This is a genomic window from Streptomyces sp. NPDC028289 (genome assembly GCF_055565975.1).
This window is the reverse complement of sequence record NZ_JBVHTI010000010.1, coordinates 416,307-433,274: the sequence shown is the minus strand read 5'-3', so window position 1 is coordinate 433,274 and position 16,968 is coordinate 416,307. Positions and strand designations below refer to the sequence as shown.

The following is a 16,968-nucleotide window of genomic DNA, read 5'->3' as shown; positions in this document are numbered from 1 at the left end:
GGGCGGGACTTCGGGAAGCGTTACTTCTGAACGCGTGGCGCCACGAGCACCGGCCGCTCGGGCAGCGACACGCTCACGGCGGATCCGGCCCCCAGCTCGGCGGCCTCGTGGGCGGGCAGGTCGGCCTTGGCCTCGGTGCCGTCGGCGAGCCGTACGGTGACCCGGACGACCGCGCCCAGGAAGGCGGTGGCGACGACGGTGGCCGTACCGGCGCCGTCCGCGCGCACCCGGACCGCCTCGGGCCGCACGAGCACGTCGACCTCGCCCGCGCCCGGTGCCTGCCCGTCGACCGGCAGCCGCTGCCCGAGCACCTCGACGGTGCCGTCCTTGACCGTCCCCGGGATCCGGCTCATCGTGCCGACGAACTCGGCGACGAAGGCGGTGGCCGGACGGCCGTACAACTCGGCGGGCTCGGCGCACTGTTCGAGCCGCCCGGCGCGCATCACGGCGACCCGGTCGGCTACGGACAGCGCCTCCTCCTGGTCGTGCGTCACGAACAGGGTGGTGATGCCGAGTTCCTGCTGGAGCCGGCGGATCTCCTCGCGGAGCGACAGCCGGACCTTGGCGTCCAGCGCCGACAGCGGCTCGTCGAGGAGGAGCACCCGGGGCCGCAGGGCGAGGGCGCGGGCCAGGGCGATGCGCTGCTGCTGGCCGCCGGAGAGCTGGTGCGGGAACCGCTCCCCCTTGTCGCCGAGCCCGACGAGCTCCAGCAACTCGGCGGCCCGCGCCCGCCGTTCACTCGTACGCACCTTGCGCATCCGCAGCCCGAAGGCCACGTTGTCGACGGCGTTCAGGTGCGGGAAGAGGCTGTACGACTGGAAGACCATCCCGGCGTCCCGACGGTGGGCCGGAACCTGGGTGACGTCCTCACCGTCCACGAGCACGGCGCCGGAGTCGGGGTGTTCGAAGCCGGCGAGCATGCGCAGCGCGGTGGTCTTGCCGCAGCCGGACGGGCCGAGCAGGGCCAGGAACTCTCCCGGCTGCACGGTCAGGTCGAGTCCGTCAAGGGCGACGGTGGCGCCGAACTCGCGCCGCAGCGACCGGAATTCGACGGTCGCGGCCTTCTCAAGGGTGGCGGTGGTCATGGTGTGTCATCCCCGGGAGGAAGCGGTTCGGTCACGGCCGCCGGCACCGGCGAGCGCGAGGAGCAGGGCCCAGGTCACCAGGAGACTGAGCACGGAGACGGCGACGGACATCTGGGCCTGCGAGCCGCCGACGTTGTAGATCCACACGGCGAACGGCTCGAAGCCGAGCAGCCGGGCCACGGTGAACTCGCCGAGCACAAGGGCCAGGGTGAGGAAAGAGGCGTTCAGCAGCGCCCCGCGCAGGTTGGGCAGCACGGCCCGCACGAGCGCCTGCGGCCAGTTGGCACCGCAGCTGCGGGCGGCCTCGACGAGGGTGCGCACGTCGATCGCGCGCAGCCCGGCGTCCAGTGCCCGGTAGACGAAGGGCAGCGCCATCACGACGTAGGCGAGGACCAGGACGACCGGGAAGCTCGGGTTCTGGATGGCGACGAACGTCTCGAACAGCGGGGTCCGGGAGAGGTGGTCCGGTCCCCACTTGAGCACGCTCGCGATGCCGGCGACGAACGCGATCGGCGGCACCACCAGCGGCAGCGAGCAGACGATCTCGACGACGGGCCGCAGCTTGGGCGCGCTGAGCCGCAGGGCGACCACGGCGGGCACCATCAGCAGCAGTACGACGGCGATGGTGGCGACGGCCAGCTCCAGCGAGAGCAGCAGGCTGGAGGTGAACCCGTCGGCGGACAGGATCTGTGTGTAGGCGTCGAAGGTGACGCCGTGGCCGGGCACGTCGACCGTGAAGACGACGGAGGCGCCCAGCGGGACCAGGAAGTAGAGGGCGGCAAGGCCTAGGACGGCCCAGCGCCAGGGGGTCAGGCGTCGAGCCATCGGGCGCTCCGTCGTTGCAGGGGCAGGTACACGGCCATCACCACGCCCGCCACCAGCACCATGTCCAGGCTCAGGGCGAGGGCCACGTTCTCCTGGCCGACCAGGACGTTGCCGGAGAGGGCGTCGGCGATCTGGAGGGTGACCAACGGGACCGCGCTGCCGACCATGGCGGCGGCGGTGGCGTAGGCGGCGAAGGCGCTGCCGAAGAGCAGCACGAGCCCGCCGAGCAGCGAGGGCGCGAGCACGGGCAGGGCCACGAACCGCCAGTACTGCACGCCGGTGGCACCGTTGTTGAGCGCGGCCTCCCGCCACTGGGTGCGCAGTCCGTCGAGGGCCGGGGTGATGGTGAGGACCATCAGCGGGATCAGGAAGTACAGGTAGACCAGTACGAGCCCCCAGAAGCTGTACAGGTCCCAGCCGTGGTCCGCGAGGTGCAGGTGCACGGTGAGCACACCGGCGTTGCCGAGGGTCGCGACGAACGCGAACGCCAGCGGCACGCCACCGAAGTTGGCGAGCACACCGGAGGCGGTGAGCACGGCCTCGCGCAGCGCCCGGGAGCGCGAGCTGACGACGGCCTGCGCGAGCGGCAGCCCGAGGACGGCGGCGATGAGGGCGGAGAGCGCGGACAGCTTGACGCTGCCGACGAGGGCGGTGAGGTACGGCCCCTGCAGCGAATCGCCGAGGTTCCGCGCGGTGTAGGAACTCACCCCGCTGGCCGGGTCCTTGACCGTGAAGGCGCCGTTCAGCATGGCGACGGCCGGCAGTCCGAAGGCGACGGCCGTGACGGCGAGGAGCGGGACGACGGCGAGCCAGCCGGGGGCACGGCGCCGCCGCTTCTGGGAAGCGGCGGACGCCACGTCGGCCCGCGTGAGCGTGGCCGTCATCCGGAGACGGCCTTCGACCAGCCCGTGGAGAGGACCGTCTTGGCCTTGTCCTGCTGGGCCTCGGTCGGGAAGGTGGGCGTGCCGGTGACCGCGGGGAGCTTGGCGGCGGCGGTCTTGTCCAGCGTGCCGGCCTTCTCCATGGCGGACATCAGGACCGGGCGGGCGTAGCCCTTGAGCCACAGGTTCTGGCCCTCGGTGCTGTACAGGTACTCCTGCCACAGGCGGGCGGCCGCCGGGTGCGGGGCGTCCTTGTTGATGGCCTGGGAGTAGTACTGGGCGTACTGGCCGTCGCTCGGGATCGACACCTTCCAGTCCACGCCCTTGGACTTGAACTCGTCGGCGTAACCGGCGTTCAGGTAGTCCCAGTCGATGGAGATGGGCGTCTCGCCCTTCTCGACGGTGGCCGGGGTGGACTCGACGGGCGTGTAGTTGCCGTTCTTCTTCAGCTTGGCGAAGAAGTCGAGGCCGGGCTGGATGTCGTCGAAGGAGCCCTTGTCGGCGAGCGCGGCCGCGTACACGCCGCCGAAGGCCGAACCGGACTTGGTCGGGTTGCCGTTGAGGGCGACCTGGCCCTTGTACTGCGGCTTGAGCAGGTCGGCGAAGGTGGTCGGGCAGGTCTTGACCCGCTTCGCGTCGCAGCCGATGGAGATGTAGCCGCCGTAGTCGTTGTACCAGCGGGCCTGCGGGTCCTTCTGCCCGGTGGGGATGTCGTCGTACGAGGTGACCTTGTACGGCGCGAGCAGCCCCTGCTGGGCGGCGCTGAGCGCGAACGACGAGCCGAGGTCGAGGACGTCGGGCGCCCGGTCCTGGCCCTTGCGCGAGGTCACGGCGTTGATCTCGTCCTGGCTGGAGCCGTCGGGGCTCTCGTCCTCGATCTTGATGCCGTACTTCTTCTGGAAGCCGTCGATGATGGCGCCGTAGTTCGCCCAGTCGCGGGGCACGGCGATGATGTGCAGCGTGCCCTCCTTCTTGGCGGCGGCGACCAGCTTGTCCATGCCGCCGAGGTCGGCGGCGGAGGTGGCGGTGGCGGCGTTCTTGCCGTCGGAGGTGGTGGACGACGCGTTGTCGGGGGCGGCGCCGCAGGCGCTGAGGGCAAGCGCGGCTACGGCGGCGAGGGAGCCGCCGAGGAGGGCGGTTCTCGGCAGGGACACGGTCACGGTCTCTCCAGGGAGTACGCACGAGGGTGGGTGGCGCTAGTGGTGGTGGCGCCGAGCGAACTTGTCTGAACAAGTTGGCCCTAGTACGCCCGCCGTGGGTTTCCCCTTCATGAACGCCGACGAAACTCCAGCCCCTGATTCCCTGCACAATCCAGGCCGGGTGCGGGCTGACACGACTCACCTGGGAACGTCGATTAGGCTGGTCACGCTGTGCACAGCGGTCTACCCAGAGGGGAAGCATGACGGCGCGACACGAGGAGATCGCCGACGAGCTGCGGCGCGCCATCGACCGCGAGGAGTACACCGTCGGCAGCCGGCTGCCCTCGGAGACGGAGCTCGCCGCGGAGTACGGCGTCTCCCGCGGCACCGTGCGCCAGGCGGTCGCCGCGCTCACCGCCGAGGGGCTGATCGGCTCCCGTCAGGGCGCCCGCCGGGTGGTCCTCGCCAGCCGCCGCAGCCAGAGCTTCGCGGAGCTGCGCAGCTTCGCGCAGTGGGCGAAGGCGATGGGCCGCGAGGCGACCGGACACGTGGTGTCCCAGGAGTACCGGCCGGCCACGCAGGAGGACGCCGTACGCCTCCAACTGGCCTTGGGTACACCCGTGTTGCATGTGCTGCGGGTACGTGGGCTGGACGGCGAGCCGGTGTTGCTGGAGCGCACGGTCTACGCGGACTGGATCTCTCCGGCGGTCGAGGCGATAGAGCCGGACTGCCCTTCGGTCACGCAACGCCTGTACGAGGACAAGGGGTTGGTCTTCGCCTACGGCGAGCACGTCATAGACGCGGTGGCGGCGGGTGCGCAGGATGCCGAGCTGCTCGGCATCCGCCGGACGAGCCCGCTGCTGCGGGTGCGGCGGGTGACGACGACGCGGGAGGGGCGGCCGGTGGAGTGGTCCGACGACCGCTACCGGTCGGACGCGGTGAGCTTCAGTGTGCACAACTCCATCGGGAACAACGCGTTGGCGAGGAAGACCGCGGAGTAGGAGGCGGGCGGTGCGGTCGTGCGCCGGGTGCGGGTGATTCGTGGCTGGTCGCGCAGTTCCCCGCGCCCCTTCAGGGCGCGGTTCCGCCGCCGCCCCAGGGGCGCGGGGAACTGCGCGAACAACCCCCACCGGCCCGCACCCGGCGCACGACCGCACCCCCCGTCACTCTCACCCGGGCGCACCCGACGAGAAGCGGCGCAGCAGCGGCGACAGCACCAGCACCGACTTGGTGCGCTCCACGAACGGCTCCCCCGCGATCCGCTCCAGCACCCTCTCGAAGTGCCGCATGTCGGAGGCGAAGACCTGCACGACCGCGTCGGCCTCACCGGTGACCGTCGACGCGGCCACCACCTCCTGGTAGCGCTCCAGGCCCCGCTGGATGGTCTCCGGGGACGTGTTGCGCCGGCAGTAGATCTCGACGAACCCCTCGGTCTCCCAGCCGAGGGCCGCCGGGTCGACCCGTACGGTGAATCCGGTGATCGCCCCGGTGGCGCGCAGCCGGTCCACCCGCCGTTTGACGGCAGGCGCGGACAGGCCGACCAGTTGCCCGATGTCCGCGTAGGAACGGCGGGCGTCCTCGGCGAGGGCGTGCACGATGCGTTCGTCGAGATCGTTCAGCAAGGGGTCGTTCAGCCTTCGGATGGTGCAGGACGGGACCGGCGGCAGCCGTACCCGAAGTAGAACACGAGCCCGGCGGCGAACCGTGAAGCGGCTAGCTCCAGCTGGCGTGCAGCGGCTTGCCCTCCGCGTAACCCGCCGCGCTCTGGATCCCCACGATCGCCTTCTCGGCGAACTCCTCCAGCGACCCGGCACCGGCGTACGTGCACGACGACCGCACACCCGCGATGATCGAGTCGATCAGGTCCTCCACGCCCGGCCGGGCCGGGTCGAGGAACATCCGGGACGTGGAGATGCCCTCCTCGAAGAGCGCCTTGCGGGCCCGGTCGTAGGCCGACTCCTCCGACGTGCGGTTGCGTACCGCCCGCGCGGAGGCCATGCCGAACGACTCCTTGTACAGCCGCCCGTCGGCGTCCTGCTGGAGGTCGCCGGGGGACTCGTAGGTGCCCGCGAACCAGGAGCCGATCATCACGTTGGACGCCCCGGCGGCCAGCGCCATGGCGACGTCACGCGGGTGCCGGACACCGCCGTCGGCCCACACGTGCTTGCCGTACTTCCGCGCCTCGGCGGCGCACTCCAGGACCGCCGAGAACTGCGGCCGGCCGACGCCGGTCATCATGCGGGTGGTGCACATGGCGCCGGGGCCCACGCCGACCTTGATGATGTCCGCGCCCGCGTCGACGAGGTCCTTGACCCCCTCCGCGGAGACGATGTTGCCGGCCGCGATCGGGACCCGCGGGTCCAGGCCTCGGACCAGCTTGATCGCGTTGATCATCGACTCCTGGTGGCCGTGCGCGGTGTCGATGACGAGCGTGTCGACGCCCGCGTCGAGCAGCTGCTTGGCCTTGTCCGCGAAGTCCCCGTTGATGCCGACGGCGGCGGCGATGCGCAGCCTGCCGTGCGCGTCGGTCGCCGGGGTGTACAGCGTGGCGCGCAGGGCGCCCTTGCGGGTGAGGATGCCGGCCAGCTTGCCGTCCCGGTCGACCGCCGGGGCGTAGCGGCGGTTGGCGCCGTCGAGCTTGTTGAAGGCCTCGCGGGGGTCGATGTCCGCGTCCAGGAGCAGCAGGTCGCGGGACATGACCTCGGCGAGCTGGGTGAACCGGTCGACGCCGGTGAGGTCCCGGTCGGTGACGACGCCGACGGGGCGGCCGTCCTCGTCGACGACGACGCCGGCGTTGTGCGCCCGCTTCGGCAGCAGGGCCAGCGCGTCGGCGACGGTCTGGTGCGGGGCCAGCACGATCGGGGTGTCCAGGACCAGGTGGCGGCTCTTGACCCAGGTGATGACATCGGTGACCACGTCGATCGGGATGTCCTGCGGGATGACGACGAGTCCACCCCGCCGGGCCACCGTCTCGGCCATCCGCCGGCCCGCGATCGCGGTCATGTTGGCGACGACCAGCGGGATGGTGGTGCCCGTGCCGTCCGGCGAGCCGAGGTCCACGCCCTGACGCGAGCCGACCGCGGAGCGGCTCGGCACCATGAAGACGTCGTCGTACGTCAGGTCGTACGCGGGCTGGATGTCATTGAGGAAACGCACGTGCCGCACATCCCAGTCGATCAGAGGTGACCCCCGGACCGGCCGGCCAGAGGGAAAAGCACGTACTTCATTCTCCCATGCCGACCGGGACGTCATGCCCGGGACGAACATCCAGGCAGGTCAGAGCCCGCTTGGACGAACCTACAGGGGCTACGGCGGGGTCACTGGAGGGCGAGGGCGACGGTCAGCGCGGGTTCGTCGGCGGACGCGTCGGTGAACACCCGCCGGGTGGTCTCCCACTCGTCCGGTCTGGTCCGCGCGTATCCCCGCCAGCCGGTGACGACGATCAGGAGCCCGCGGTCGACGGCCTCCGGCGGCCACACCGAGGGGTCGCGGAGGCTGTCGGTGAGGGCGTCCCAGTTGCGCCCGAACCAGCCGGGCAGGTCCAGGGTGGCGGCGATCCGGTCCATGAGGCCGGCCTTGTCGGCGACCCCGTCGAGGTCGAGCGTGACCAGGTGCGGGCTCGTCGTCATCTCAGCACCGTTCGAGTGAGGTTGCGGGGCCGGTCCACGACCATGTGCGCGGGCGTCGGTCTCACCGTCCGCTCCCGTCGGCTCCGGGGAGCGCGGGCAGGTCGTCCAGGAAGTCGTCGGACGGCACGAAGAAGAGTGTGCCGGTGACCGCGGTGGAGAAGTCGAGGATCCGGTCGTGGGTGGCGTCCTCGGTACCGAGGAACATGTTGTGCAGCATCTGCTCGATGACGTCCGGCGTCCGGGCGTAGCCGATGAAGTAGGTCCCGAACTCGCCGCCGCCGGGGCTGCCGAAGGGCATGTTGTCCCGCAGGATCTGCCGTTCCTCGCCGTCCGGGCCGGTGATCGTGTTCAGGTCCACGTGGGAGGCCGGCCCCTCCAGTTCGAGGTTGGTGGCCTTCGTACGGCCGATGATCCGCTCCTGCGTCTCGACGGGCAGCGCGTTCCAGGCGTCGAGGTCGTGCAGGTACTTCTGTACGACCACGTAGCTGCCGCCGGCATGGCCGGGGTCCTCCGCCCCGATCAGGACGGCACTGCGGGCGGCGGCGCCGACCGGGTTCTCGGTGCCGTCGACGAAGCCCAGCAGGTCGCGCGCGTCCAGGTACTTGAAGCCCGGCACCTCGTCCTCGACGGTCACCGCGTCGCGCAGCCGGTGCATGATCTCGGCGGCGAGCCCGAAGCACAGGTCGAACCGGGTGGCCCGGATGTGCAGGAGGAGGTCGCCCGGGGTGGCGACCGCGGTGTGCCGGGGTCCTTCCAGAGGCCGGAAGGCGTGCAGGTTCGCCGGGCGGGGGTGGTCGAACAGGCGGTCCCAGGCGGCGGAGCCGACCCCCGCCACACAGCTCAGCGCGGCGTCCGGCGACCCGAACCCGAAGCTGCGCTGCAGCGCGCGGAGATCGCCCAGCACCTCCCGTGCCGTCTCCTCGCCGCCGGGGCGCACGGTGAGCACCAGGAAGATCGCGGCGGTGGTCAACGGACCGAGCACCGGCTGTGGTTCGGCTCCCGGCACGGATTGGGGCTCAATGGTCAACTCGTCCTCCCGATGCGTTCGGTACGCGGTCTGTCGTACACATACTCGGGGTTGACGGCGTCGAGTCGGCGAAGACGCTCCATACAACGGCGTTGAGATTGTCGGAAGACATGCCCGTCGCGGCTCACAGGGCGCGCAGGAAGTCCCCGAGGTGGCGGGCGACCAGGTCCGGTGCCTCCAGCGGGGACAGGTGGCCCACCCCGTCCAGTTCGACGAGGGTCGCGGTGGGGACGAGGGGGAGCAGGTGCTCGCGCAGCACCTGCGGCGGGTCGACCCGGTCCGCGCCGCCGGCGAGCACCAGCACGGGAACGTCGATCTTCCCGACGCTGCCGGAGAAGTCCTCGACCATCCCCTGCCTCGGCCAGGCCGAGCGGGCCGCCTCCGCCGCGCGGGAGCTGTCCTCCAGGACCTGGCCGCGCAGGGCGTCACCGAGGGGCCGGCCGGTCAGCACCTGGTCGATGCTCCGGCCGACGGCCTCCGCGTCGTCGTAGGCGTGCGAGAGAGCCTCCTGGAACTCGGGCGTCACCCCGACCGGGGCGGGGGGCGCGGGCGCGACGAGCACCAGGCCCCGGAGCCCCGCCGGGCGCCGTGAGCCGAGAACCTGGGCGACCTTTCCGCCCATGGAGTGGCCGACGACCACGAACTCGTCGTGGCCGAGCTGCTCGACGACCTGCTGGGCGTCGTCGGCGAACCGTTCGATGCCGTACGGACCGGGCGTGGCGGCGGACGCGCCCCAGCCTCGCTGGTCGTACGAGACGAACGCCCGGGCGGGGTCGAGGAGTTCGAGGAGCGGCCGCCAGGTGCGATGGGAGCCGCCCCAGTAGTGGAGGAAGACGAGGGCCGGTCCGTCGCCCTCGCGGACGTGGCCGTAGACCTGCCCGCCCCGGACGTCGAAGTACCGGCCGATCGGGGTGTGTGCGTTCATGGATCCGATCGTCGTCGGGCGCTCCCCTGCTCACCTCCGCCGGAGTGACCGCCGGCATCGACCTGTGCCACTACCTGATACGCAAGGACCTCGGCGCAGCCGTCGCCAACGAGATCGCCCGGGAGCTGGTCGCCGCACCGCACCCGGGACGGCGGCCAGGCCCAGTACATCGACCGGTCACTGCCCTCCCCCACCGCCCACACCCTCGCGGGCACCCGCGACTGGGCCCTGCGCCACCTCGACGAGGCGCTCCCGCTCGACGCGCTCGCCCGGCACGCCCGGGTCTCCCCGCGCACCCTCGTCCGCATGTGGCGGCAGGAGACCGGCGTCTCCCCGCACCAGTGGCTGCTCACCGCCCGCGTCAACCACGCTCGCGAACTCCTGGAGGTCACCACCCTGAGCATCGAGCAGATCGCCGCCCGGAGCGGCCTGGGCAGCGGCACCAACCTCCGCGCCCGCTTCCGGGACGCCGTCGGCACCACACCCACCGCGTACCGCCGCGCGTTCCGCGAGCCCCGCGCCGCCGCCTGACCGCGCGGTTCGCGCCCGGACGTCTTCGTGCCGGGAAATGTGCGAAGAAACCTCCTCCGACGGAATAGACAGACCTGTCTATGCGGTTGAGCAGGCCAGGTAGACAGACAGGTCTACCCACCGAGCATCTCCGAACCGACGCTCTTCGGCACCGTCCCCGCGAAGGATCTCCGATGAACCACCTCGCACCGCACGAGCGAACCGAGCGCACCGAGCGCGTGACGGCAGCGCGCAGGCCGATCCCCCCGCGCGCGGCGTTCTACGTGCTCGCCTCCGTCGTCGTCTCCTTCCTCGCCGCCTCCAGCGCGCCCACGCCGCTCTACGCGACCTACCAAGCCGAATGGGGATTCACCCCGATCACCACCACGGTCGTCTTCGGCGTCTACGCGATCGCCGTCCTCTCCGGCCTGCTGGTCCTCGGCAAGCTGTCCGACCACGTCGGCCGCCGCCCGGTCCTGATCACCGCGATCGCCGCCCAGGCCACCGCGATGCTGCTGTTCTCCACCGCCGGAGGCATCGGTGAACTGCTCGTCGCCCGCGTCGTGCAGGGCCTGTCCACCGGCGCCGCGCTCGGTGCGATCGGTGCCGGGATGATGGACATCAACCGCTCCCGCGGCACGCTCGCGAACGCCTTCGCCCCCGGTCTGGGCACCGCGACGGGCGCCCTGGTCAGCGGATTCGTCGTGCAGTACCTGCCCGCCCCGACCCACACGATCTACCTCGGCCTGCTCGCCGTGTTCGCCGCCCAGGCCGTCGCCATCGCCCTGATCGACGAGACCGTCACCCGTGCGCCCGGCGCGCTGTCCAGTCTGGTGCCCGAGATCAGGCTCCCGCGCACCGTCCGCGGCGCCGTCCTGGCGACGGCCCCGGTCATGTTCGCCGTCTGGGCGCTGGCCGGGTTCTACGGCTCTCTCGGCCCGGCCCTGGTCCGTACCCTGGTCGGCTCCACCTCCGCCGTCTGGGGCGGCCTCGGCCTCTTCGTCCTGGCGTTCGTGGCGGCAAGCTCGGTCCTCGCCCTGCGCAGCGCCTCGGCGACCACCGTGACGTACACCGGCATCGTCGCGCTGGTCGCCGGGGTGGCGCTCACCTTGGTGGCCGTCGACCGAGGCGTGCCGGCGCTGTTCTTCGCCGGTACGGCCGTGTCCGGCCTCGGGTTCGGCAGCGGCTTCCAGGGCGGCATCCGCACCGTGATGCCGCTGACCAGGCCGCACGAGAGCTCGGGCGTGCTGTCCCTGCTCTTCGTCGTCTCCTACCTCGGCATGGGGGTCCCCTCCGTGCTCGCCGGTGTGCTGGTGGTGCACGGCGGCGGGCTGGTCCCGACCTCCGAGGAGTACGGCGCGGTGGTCATCGCGCTGGCGCTGCTGGCCCTGGCCGCACTGCTGCTGCGCGGCAAGCCGCAGAGCGCGCCGGGTGTGCTGGTGGCCTCCGGCGGCACCCCGGCCGTCCACGCCGAGCACGCGGACGCGTCCCGGTGACCGGCGTCCCGACCACTGAGTAGACCGGTCTGGTCAGCCGTAGAATCGAAGAGTCGAGAAGGTGAGTGGCATGACGAAGACGTTGAGTGCCAAGGCTCCCACGGCCCGGGAGCGGCTCCTGTCCGCTGCGAACGAGCTGTTCTACGCGGAGGGCGTGCAGACGGTCGGGATCGACCGGATCATCGAGCACGCCGGGGTCGCCAAGGCCTCGCTGTACAACACCTTCGGCGGCAAGGAACAGCTCATCCGCGCCTACCTAGACGCCCGGCACACCAGGCTGACCGAGCGGCTGCTGCACGCCGTCGACGCCGCCGGCACCCCGCGCGACCGGCTGCTGGCGGTCTTCGACACGCAGGCCGAGCTGCTCGCCCAGCAGAACTACCACGGCTGCGCCTTCGTGGCGGCGAGCGCGGAGGCCAAGCACGGCAGCGCCATCGAGGAGGCCTCCGACGTCGCCCGTGCCTGGATCCGCGCGCTCTTCACCGACCTCGCCCGGGACGCCGGCGCCCCGGATCCCGAGGCGCTCGCCCATCAGCTCCACCTGCTGTACGACGGCGGCGGGGTGTCCGCCAGGATGGACCGCGACCCGTCGGCGGGGGCGGTCGCCCGGGAGGCCGCCGGCGTGCTGATCGACGCGGCACTTCCGAAGCGGTCCTGAGGACCTGTCGGACACAGGCGCCGCGGCAGCGTTGTCACCCCCGCTGCCGCGGCACTGCCGTGCTCCCGGTCAGGGACCGTCCGGGTCCGCGCGGTTCAGCGCGGGCTTGGGCGTGGTGCCCGCCGTCATCAGGAAGTCGGCGGCCGAGGTGTCGGTGACGAGGCTGGTGACCAACCCCGACCGCAGCACCGCGTCGATCGCGGCCGCCTTGCGCTGCCCGCCCGCGATGGCGACGACCTCCGGGATACGCCGCAACTGGTCGGCCTTGACCGTGATGCAGCGTTCCCCCAGGTCGCGTCCGACCCGGCGGCCTTCGGCGTCGAAGAGGTGCGCGGCCATCTCGGCGGCGACGCCCAGCGTGGCGTAGTGCGCGCGCTCCTCGTCGCTGAGCATGTCGTGCACCGTGGAGATACCGGGCTCCCAGGAGCCGATGGAGACACAGGCGACCGTGACCTTGTCGAAGTACTCGAAGGCCCGGGCGATCCCGGTCTGGTTGCGCAGCGCCGCCGCGGTGGCCGCGTCCGGCAGCAGCATCGGCGCGTAGATGGGGTGCGCGTCGCCGCCCGAGACCTGCGCGGCGCGCCGGACGGCCTCGACCGAGCCGCGCTCGGAGGTCCCCGCGTCGTACACGCCGGTCAACTGCACCACCGTGCACGGCGGCAGCCGGTCGAGGGCGGCCGCCATGTGGATGGTGGACCGGCCCCAGGCGAGGCCGAGCACGTCTCCCTCGTTGACGAGCTCGCCGAGCAGGTCCGCGGCGACCTCGCCGAGGTTCTCGGGGTCGGGGGTCTCTTCCGCCTCGGCCGGGGACTCGACCACGACGGCATGCCGCAGGCCGTACCGGGCGCGGAGCGCGTCCGAGCGCTCGGCGTCCAGTTCGGCCGGTACGCGGATCTCGATGCGTACGAGATCCCTTTCGAGGGCAGTCTCCAGTACCCGGGCCACCTTGAAGCGGCTGACGCCGAACTCCTCGGCGATCTGGATCTTGGACTTGCCTTCGAGGTAGAAGCGGCGGGCCATGGCCGCCGCCTGCACCAGCTCTGCGGGTCCCATCCGCATGGCTGACCGGCCCGCCGACATACCCGACACGGCCATCTCCTCACTGCTGTTCACACTCTGGATACGCCGTTCATCCTTGCAGATCCGGCGCACTTGATCAGCCCTGATCGGAGCCGTTCACGTTCCCGTACCTCAGTGGTCGCACGCCCACGACGCCTGGGCGGTGGCCGCCGCCGCCTGGGTGCGCAGTGCACGTACCGCCTCTGCCGGGTCGTTTGCCCCGTACACCGCCGAACCTGCCACAAAAACGTCGGCTCCGGCGTCCGCGCACCGTTCGATCGTCGACGCAGAAACCCCACCGTCGACCTGGAGCCACAGCTCCAGTCCGTGCTTGCTGATCAACTCCCGGGTGCGGCGGATCTTCGGCAGCATGATGTCGAGGAAGGCCTGGCCGCCGAAGCCCGGCTCCACCGTCATGATGAGCAGCATGTCCAGCTCGGGGAGCAGGTCCTCGTACGGCTCGATGGGCGTCGCGGGCTTGAGCGCCATGGACGCGCGGGCGCCCTTCGCCCGGATCTCCCGCGCGAGCCGCACCGGGGCGGCCGCCGCCTCCACGTGGAAGGTGACGGAGGAGGCCCCCGCTTCGACGTACTGCGGCGCCCATCGATCAGGGGCCTCGATCATCAGGTGGCAGTCCAGCGGGGTGTCCGTAGCACGGGCCAGGGACTCTACGACCGGCACACCGAGCGTGAGGTTCGGGACGAAGTGGTTGTCCATGACGTCGACGTGGAGCCAGTCGGCGCCTTCGACCGCCTTCGCCTCGTCCGCGAGGCGGGCGAAGTCGGCGGACAGGATGCTGGGGTTGATCTGCACGGCCATGCCCCAAGCGTGCCATGCCCTGACGGGGTGGGCCGAGTGGGGTTCGGAGTGGTCGCGGTTGTGGGTCGCGCGCGGTCGGGTGAGGGCTGGCCGCGCAGTTCCTCCCCCAGCCTTCGGCCGGGGGTACCCCCAGCGCCCCTTACGGGGCGCTGCAGTCGCGTCAGCCACCTAGCTGCGGGCAGGCGTGCCGCAGGGCGGCACGGGTGGGCGCTGGGGGTCCCCCCGGCCTCAGCCGGTCCGGCGGATCAGTGCCAGATACATCGCGTCGGTGCCGTGCACGTGCGGCCAAAGCTGCACATCCGGTCCCTCCCCCAGCTCCGGCACCCCCGGCAGCAACGGACGCGCGTCCACCAGCTCCGTGTCCGGGCACTGCTTCAGCACGTCCTGCACCACCGCCCGCGTCTCCGCCAGATGCGGAGAACACGTCGCGTACCCGACCACTCCGCCCACCCGCACCGAGTCGATCGCAGTACGCAACAGCGCACGCTGCAGCGGACCGAAGTTGTCGAGGTCCTCGGGGCGGCGCCGCCACCGTGCCTCCGGGCGGCGGCGCAGCGCGCCCAGGCCCGTGCAGGGAACGTCCATCAGGACCCGGTCGAAGGTGCCGGCGCGCCACGGCGGCCGGGTGCCGTCGGCGGCGATGACCTGGTACGGCCCCGGGTTGCCGCGCAGCGCCTTCTCGACCAGCCCGGCCCGGTGCGGCTGCTTCTCGGAGGCGAGCAGCACGGCCCCCCGCTCGGCGGCGAGCGCGGCGAGCAGCGCGGCCTTGCCGCCGGGTCCGGCGCAGCCGTCCAGCCACCTCGCGTCCGGCCCCTCGACCGGCGCGTTGGCGAGCGCGAGGGCGACCAGCTGGCTGCCCTCGTCCTGCACACCGGCCCGGCCCTCCTGCACGGCCGTGATGGCGCCGGGCTCCCCGCCCTCGGCGAGCCGCACGGCGTACGGCGACCAGCGCCCCGGTACGGCGGCCTCCTCGCCGAGGAGTTCCTCGGTGGTGGCCCGCCCCGGCCGGGCGACCAGCGTCACCTCAGGCCGCTCGTTGTCGGCGGCCAGCAGCTCCTCGATCCCCGCGCGCCCGCCCCCCAGCGAATCCCAGAGGGCGGAGACGACCCACCGCGGATGCGAGTGCACCACGGCCAGATGGTCCTCGGGGTCCTGGTCGTAGGGCGGCGCGACCTTGGCGAGCCAGCCGTCCAGATCGTCCTGCGCGACCTTGCGGAGCACGGCGTTGACGAACTTGGCCCGCCCGTCGCCCAGCACCACCCGGGCCAGCTCGACGGAGGCGGAGACGGCGGCGTGGCTGGGAATCCGCGTCCCGAGCAGCTGGTGCACACCCAGACTGAGCACGTCAAGCACCGGCGGGTCCACCTCGCGCAGCGGCCGGTCGACGCATTCGGCGATGATCGCGTCGTACGTCCCCTGCCGGCGCAGCGTCCCGTACACCAGCTCGGTGGCGAGCGCGGCGTCCCGCCCGTCGAAGTCGCCCTTCTCCCGGGCCTTGCGCAGCAGCGGCGGCAGCACGAGGTTGGCGTACGCGTCCCGCTCGTCCACGGCGCGCAGCGCCTCGAAGGCGAGGATGCGGACGGGGTCCTTCTGGGGACGGCGGTAGGGCTTGGCGGGCCTGCGCGGCCGCCGGGACTGCTCGCTCACGAAAAAGGTGCTCCGGGTATGGGAATGAGGCGACTCCCAGCGTACGCCGCGTACGCGGGAAAGCCGCTGGTGGGGAAAGGGGCTCAGGCGCCGAGGGTCTCCCCGGCGCCGATGCGCACGCCACGCGCCCAGTCGGCGGCCCGCATCGGCTTCTTGCCCTGGGCCTGTACCCAGAGCAGTTCCACGGCGTACGACCCCGTCCCCACGTGCACGCTGTTCTTCCCGACAGCGATCTCGGCGGGGGCGAGATCGGTCCGCTCGGGCACCGGCGTGACCTGGATGAGCTTGAGCCGCTCACCGCGGAAGGTGGTCCAGGCACCGGGGGCCGGGGTGCACCCCCGCACCACCCGGTCGACCCGCAGCGCCGGCGCCGACCACGCCACCTTCGCGTCCTCGACGGTGATCTTCGGCGCGAGGGTGATGCCCTCCCCCGGCTGCGGTACGGCCTTGAGCGTGCCGTCCTCGATACCGTCCATGGTCGCGGCGAGCAGCCCGGCCCCGGCGAAGGCGAGCCGGGTCAGCAGGTCACCGCTGGTGTCGGTGGGCCGGATCTCCTCGGTGACGGTCCCGTAGACGGGCCCGGAGTCCAGCCCCTCCTCGATGAGGAAGGTGGAGGCGCCGGTGATCTCGTCGCCCGCCATGAGGGAGTGCTGCACCGGAGCCGCCCCACGCCAGGCGGGAAGCAGCGAGAAGTGCAGATTGACCCACCCGTGGACCGGCACGTCGAGTGCGACCCGGGGCAGCAGCGCACCGTAGGCCACCACCGGACAGCAGTCCGGCCCGATCTCCTTCAGCCGCTCCAGGAACTCCGGCTCGCGCGGCTTGAGCGGCCGCAGCACCTCGATCCCGGCCTCCATCGCCCGCTCGGCCACCGGCGAAGCGACCAGCCTGCGTCCCCGCCCGGCCGGCGCGTCGGGCCGCGTGACCACGGCGGCCACCTCGTGCCGCCCGGAGGAGATGAGAGCGTCCAGAGCGGGAACGGCGACTTCGGGGGTACCGGCGAAGACAAGCTTCATGGGCGACTGAGACCCTCTCGAACGGCATCAACACGGGCAACAAGCAAGTCTATGCCGCAACAACCAACCACCGCCCACAGCCCCGAAGCCCCCGCACGACAAAGCCGCAAGCCGCCGACGGCGAACACCCCCACAGGTCGGTCAACCTCTCCACCAACCGCAACGGGCGGCGCGCGGGTGGGCAACAGGCGACAGCCGACGAACCGCAAGCCGCCGACGGCGAACACCCCCACAGGTCGGTCAACCTCTTCA

The 16,968-nt window shown here is 71.9% G+C and carries 17 protein-coding genes; 4 read left to right on the top strand and 13 right to left on the bottom strand.

Annotation, left to right across the window (positions count from 1 at the left end):
* Positions 1-20: 20 nt before the first annotated feature.
* From ACZ4UV_RS44440 to ACZ4UV_RS44425, 4 genes are read right to left on the bottom strand one after another with little or no spacing between them, the layout of a single operon-like run.
* On the bottom strand, positions 21-1,085 hold the full coding sequence (locus ACZ4UV_RS44440) for an ABC transporter ATP-binding protein (protein WP_467846298.1): 1,065 nt from the start codon (positions 1,083-1,085) through the stop codon (positions 21-23).
* Between the two features lie 6 nt (positions 1,086-1,091).
* A complete protein-coding gene (locus ACZ4UV_RS44435; RefSeq protein WP_451019631.1) occupies positions 1,092-1,910 on the bottom strand; it encodes an ABC transporter permease in 819 nt (272 codons plus the stop codon).
* Positions 1,895-2,794, bottom strand: coding sequence for an ABC transporter permease (locus ACZ4UV_RS44430; protein ID WP_451019630.1), 900 nt, complete (start codon positions 2,792-2,794; stop codon positions 1,895-1,897). Before ACZ4UV_RS44430 ends, ACZ4UV_RS44435 begins: the two co-directional genes overlap by 16 nt.
* Positions 2,791-3,951 carry an ABC transporter substrate-binding protein gene (locus ACZ4UV_RS44425; RefSeq protein WP_451019629.1) on the bottom strand — a complete coding sequence of 387 codons (1,161 nt, stop codon included), beginning with the start codon at positions 3,949-3,951 and terminating at the stop codon, positions 2,791-2,793. Before ACZ4UV_RS44425 ends, ACZ4UV_RS44430 begins: the two co-directional genes overlap by 4 nt.
* 239 nt (positions 3,952-4,190) lie before the next feature.
* Here ACZ4UV_RS44425 and ACZ4UV_RS44420 point away from each other — a divergent pair, with 239 nt between their 5' ends.
* The gene (locus ACZ4UV_RS44420) at positions 4,191-4,931 is read left to right on the top strand and encodes a GntR family transcriptional regulator (protein WP_390047963.1); all 741 of its coding nucleotides are present in this window, start codon (positions 4,191-4,193) and stop codon (positions 4,929-4,931) included.
* A gap of 168 nt (positions 4,932-5,099) precedes the next feature.
* On the opposite strand, the gene ACZ4UV_RS44415 is transcribed toward ACZ4UV_RS44420, so the two are convergent.
* The 5 genes from ACZ4UV_RS44415 to ACZ4UV_RS44395 all read right to left on the bottom strand — a co-directional run bounded on the left by ACZ4UV_RS44415 (position 5,100) and on the right by ACZ4UV_RS44395 (position 9,511).
* Complete coding sequence (locus ACZ4UV_RS44415; protein ID WP_046726552.1) at positions 5,100-5,552, bottom strand: Lrp/AsnC family transcriptional regulator; 453 nt, start codon at positions 5,550-5,552, stop codon at positions 5,100-5,102.
* A gap of 91 nt (positions 5,553-5,643) precedes the next feature.
* The gene (locus ACZ4UV_RS44410; RefSeq protein WP_451022464.1) at positions 5,644-7,086 is read right to left on the bottom strand and encodes a GuaB1 family IMP dehydrogenase-related protein; all 1,443 of its coding nucleotides are present in this window, start codon (positions 7,084-7,086) and stop codon (positions 5,644-5,646) included.
* 161 nt (positions 7,087-7,247) lie between these two features.
* Positions 7,248-7,559, bottom strand: coding sequence for a barstar family protein (locus ACZ4UV_RS44405; protein WP_451022463.1), 312 nt, complete (start codon positions 7,557-7,559; stop codon positions 7,248-7,250).
* A gap of 61 nt (positions 7,560-7,620) precedes the next feature.
* Positions 7,621-8,586 carry a Dyp-type peroxidase gene (locus ACZ4UV_RS44400; protein WP_451022462.1) on the bottom strand — a complete coding sequence of 322 codons (966 nt, stop codon included), beginning with the start codon at positions 8,584-8,586 and terminating at the stop codon, positions 7,621-7,623.
* Between the two features lie 124 nt (positions 8,587-8,710).
* Complete coding sequence (locus ACZ4UV_RS44395) at positions 8,711-9,511, bottom strand: alpha/beta fold hydrolase (RefSeq protein ID WP_467846283.1); 801 nt, start codon at positions 9,509-9,511, stop codon at positions 8,711-8,713.
* A gap of 306 nt (positions 9,512-9,817) precedes the next feature.
* On the opposite strand from ACZ4UV_RS44395, the gene ACZ4UV_RS44390 reads away from it, so the two are divergent.
* The 3 genes from ACZ4UV_RS44390 to ACZ4UV_RS44380 all read left to right on the top strand — a co-directional run bounded on the left by ACZ4UV_RS44390 (position 9,818) and on the right by ACZ4UV_RS44380 (position 12,175).
* A complete protein-coding gene (locus ACZ4UV_RS44390; RefSeq protein WP_451022460.1) occupies positions 9,818-10,042 on the top strand; it encodes a helix-turn-helix domain-containing protein in 225 nt (74 codons plus the stop codon).
* 173 nt (positions 10,043-10,215) lie between these two features.
* Positions 10,216-11,517 (top strand): MFS transporter, encoded by a 1,302-nt coding sequence (locus ACZ4UV_RS44385; RefSeq protein ID WP_451022459.1) that lies wholly within the window; start codon positions 10,216-10,218, stop codon positions 11,515-11,517.
* Positions 11,518-11,587: 70 nt separating this feature from the next.
* The gene (locus ACZ4UV_RS44380; protein WP_467846275.1) at positions 11,588-12,175 is read left to right on the top strand and encodes a TetR/AcrR family transcriptional regulator; all 588 of its coding nucleotides are present in this window, start codon (positions 11,588-11,590) and stop codon (positions 12,173-12,175) included.
* A 69-nt stretch (positions 12,176-12,244) separates the two neighbouring features.
* Here ACZ4UV_RS44380 and ACZ4UV_RS44375 read toward each other — a convergent pair whose 3' ends face one another.
* From ACZ4UV_RS44375 to fmt, 4 genes are all read right to left on the bottom strand, one after another.
* Entirely contained in the window at positions 12,245-13,288 is a 1,044-nt protein-coding gene (locus ACZ4UV_RS44375; RefSeq protein ID WP_351487819.1) for a sugar-binding transcriptional regulator, read from the bottom strand.
* Between the two features lie 78 nt (positions 13,289-13,366).
* Complete coding sequence (rpe, locus tag ACZ4UV_RS44370; RefSeq protein ID WP_352364554.1) at positions 13,367-14,053, bottom strand: ribulose-phosphate 3-epimerase; 687 nt, start codon at positions 14,051-14,053, stop codon at positions 13,367-13,369.
* 228 nt (positions 14,054-14,281) lie between these two features.
* A complete protein-coding gene (locus ACZ4UV_RS44365; protein WP_390047977.1) occupies positions 14,282-15,700 on the bottom strand; it encodes an RsmB/NOP family class I SAM-dependent RNA methyltransferase in 1,419 nt (472 codons plus the stop codon).
* Between the two features lie 83 nt (positions 15,701-15,783).
* Positions 15,784-16,716: a methionyl-tRNA formyltransferase gene (gene fmt / locus ACZ4UV_RS44360; protein WP_467846260.1), complete on the bottom strand. Its 933-nt coding sequence runs from the start codon at positions 16,714-16,716 to the stop codon at positions 15,784-15,786.
* Positions 16,717-16,968: the final 252 nt, after the last annotated feature.

Excerpts from the sequence above, each read along its gene's own strand:
- rpe (WP_352364554.1), bottom strand. The coding sequence starts at position 14,053 with ATGGCCGTGCAGATCAACCCCAGCATCCTGTCCGCCGACTTCGCCCGC.
- ACZ4UV_RS44440 (WP_467846298.1), bottom strand. The coding sequence starts at position 1,085 with ATGACCACCGCCACCCTTGAGAAGGCCGCGACCGTCGAATTCCGGTCG.
- ACZ4UV_RS44380 (WP_467846275.1), top strand. The coding sequence starts at position 11,588 with ATGACGAAGACGTTGAGTGCCAAGGCTCCCACGGCCCGGGAGCGGCTC.
- ACZ4UV_RS44420 (WP_390047963.1), top strand. The coding sequence starts at position 4,191 with ATGACGGCGCGACACGAGGAGATCGCCGACGAGCTGCGGCGCGCCATC.
- ACZ4UV_RS44395 (WP_467846283.1), bottom strand. The coding sequence starts at position 9,511 with ATGAACGCACACACCCCGATCGGCCGGTACTTCGACGTCCGGGGCGGG.
- ACZ4UV_RS44405 (WP_451022463.1), bottom strand. The coding sequence starts at position 7,559 with ATGACGACGAGCCCGCACCTGGTCACGCTCGACCTCGACGGGGTCGCC.
- ACZ4UV_RS44430 (WP_451019630.1), bottom strand. The coding sequence starts at position 2,794 with ATGACGGCCACGCTCACGCGGGCCGACGTGGCGTCCGCCGCTTCCCAG.
- ACZ4UV_RS44390 (WP_451022460.1), top strand. The coding sequence starts at position 9,818 with ATGTGGCGGCAGGAGACCGGCGTCTCCCCGCACCAGTGGCTGCTCACC.
- fmt (WP_467846260.1), bottom strand. The coding sequence starts at position 16,716 with ATGAAGCTTGTCTTCGCCGGTACCCCCGAAGTCGCCGTTCCCGCTCTG.
- ACZ4UV_RS44385 (WP_451022459.1), top strand. The coding sequence starts at position 10,216 with ATGAACCACCTCGCACCGCACGAGCGAACCGAGCGCACCGAGCGCGTG.
- ACZ4UV_RS44435 (WP_451019631.1), bottom strand. The coding sequence starts at position 1,910 with ATGGCTCGACGCCTGACCCCCTGGCGCTGGGCCGTCCTAGGCCTTGCC.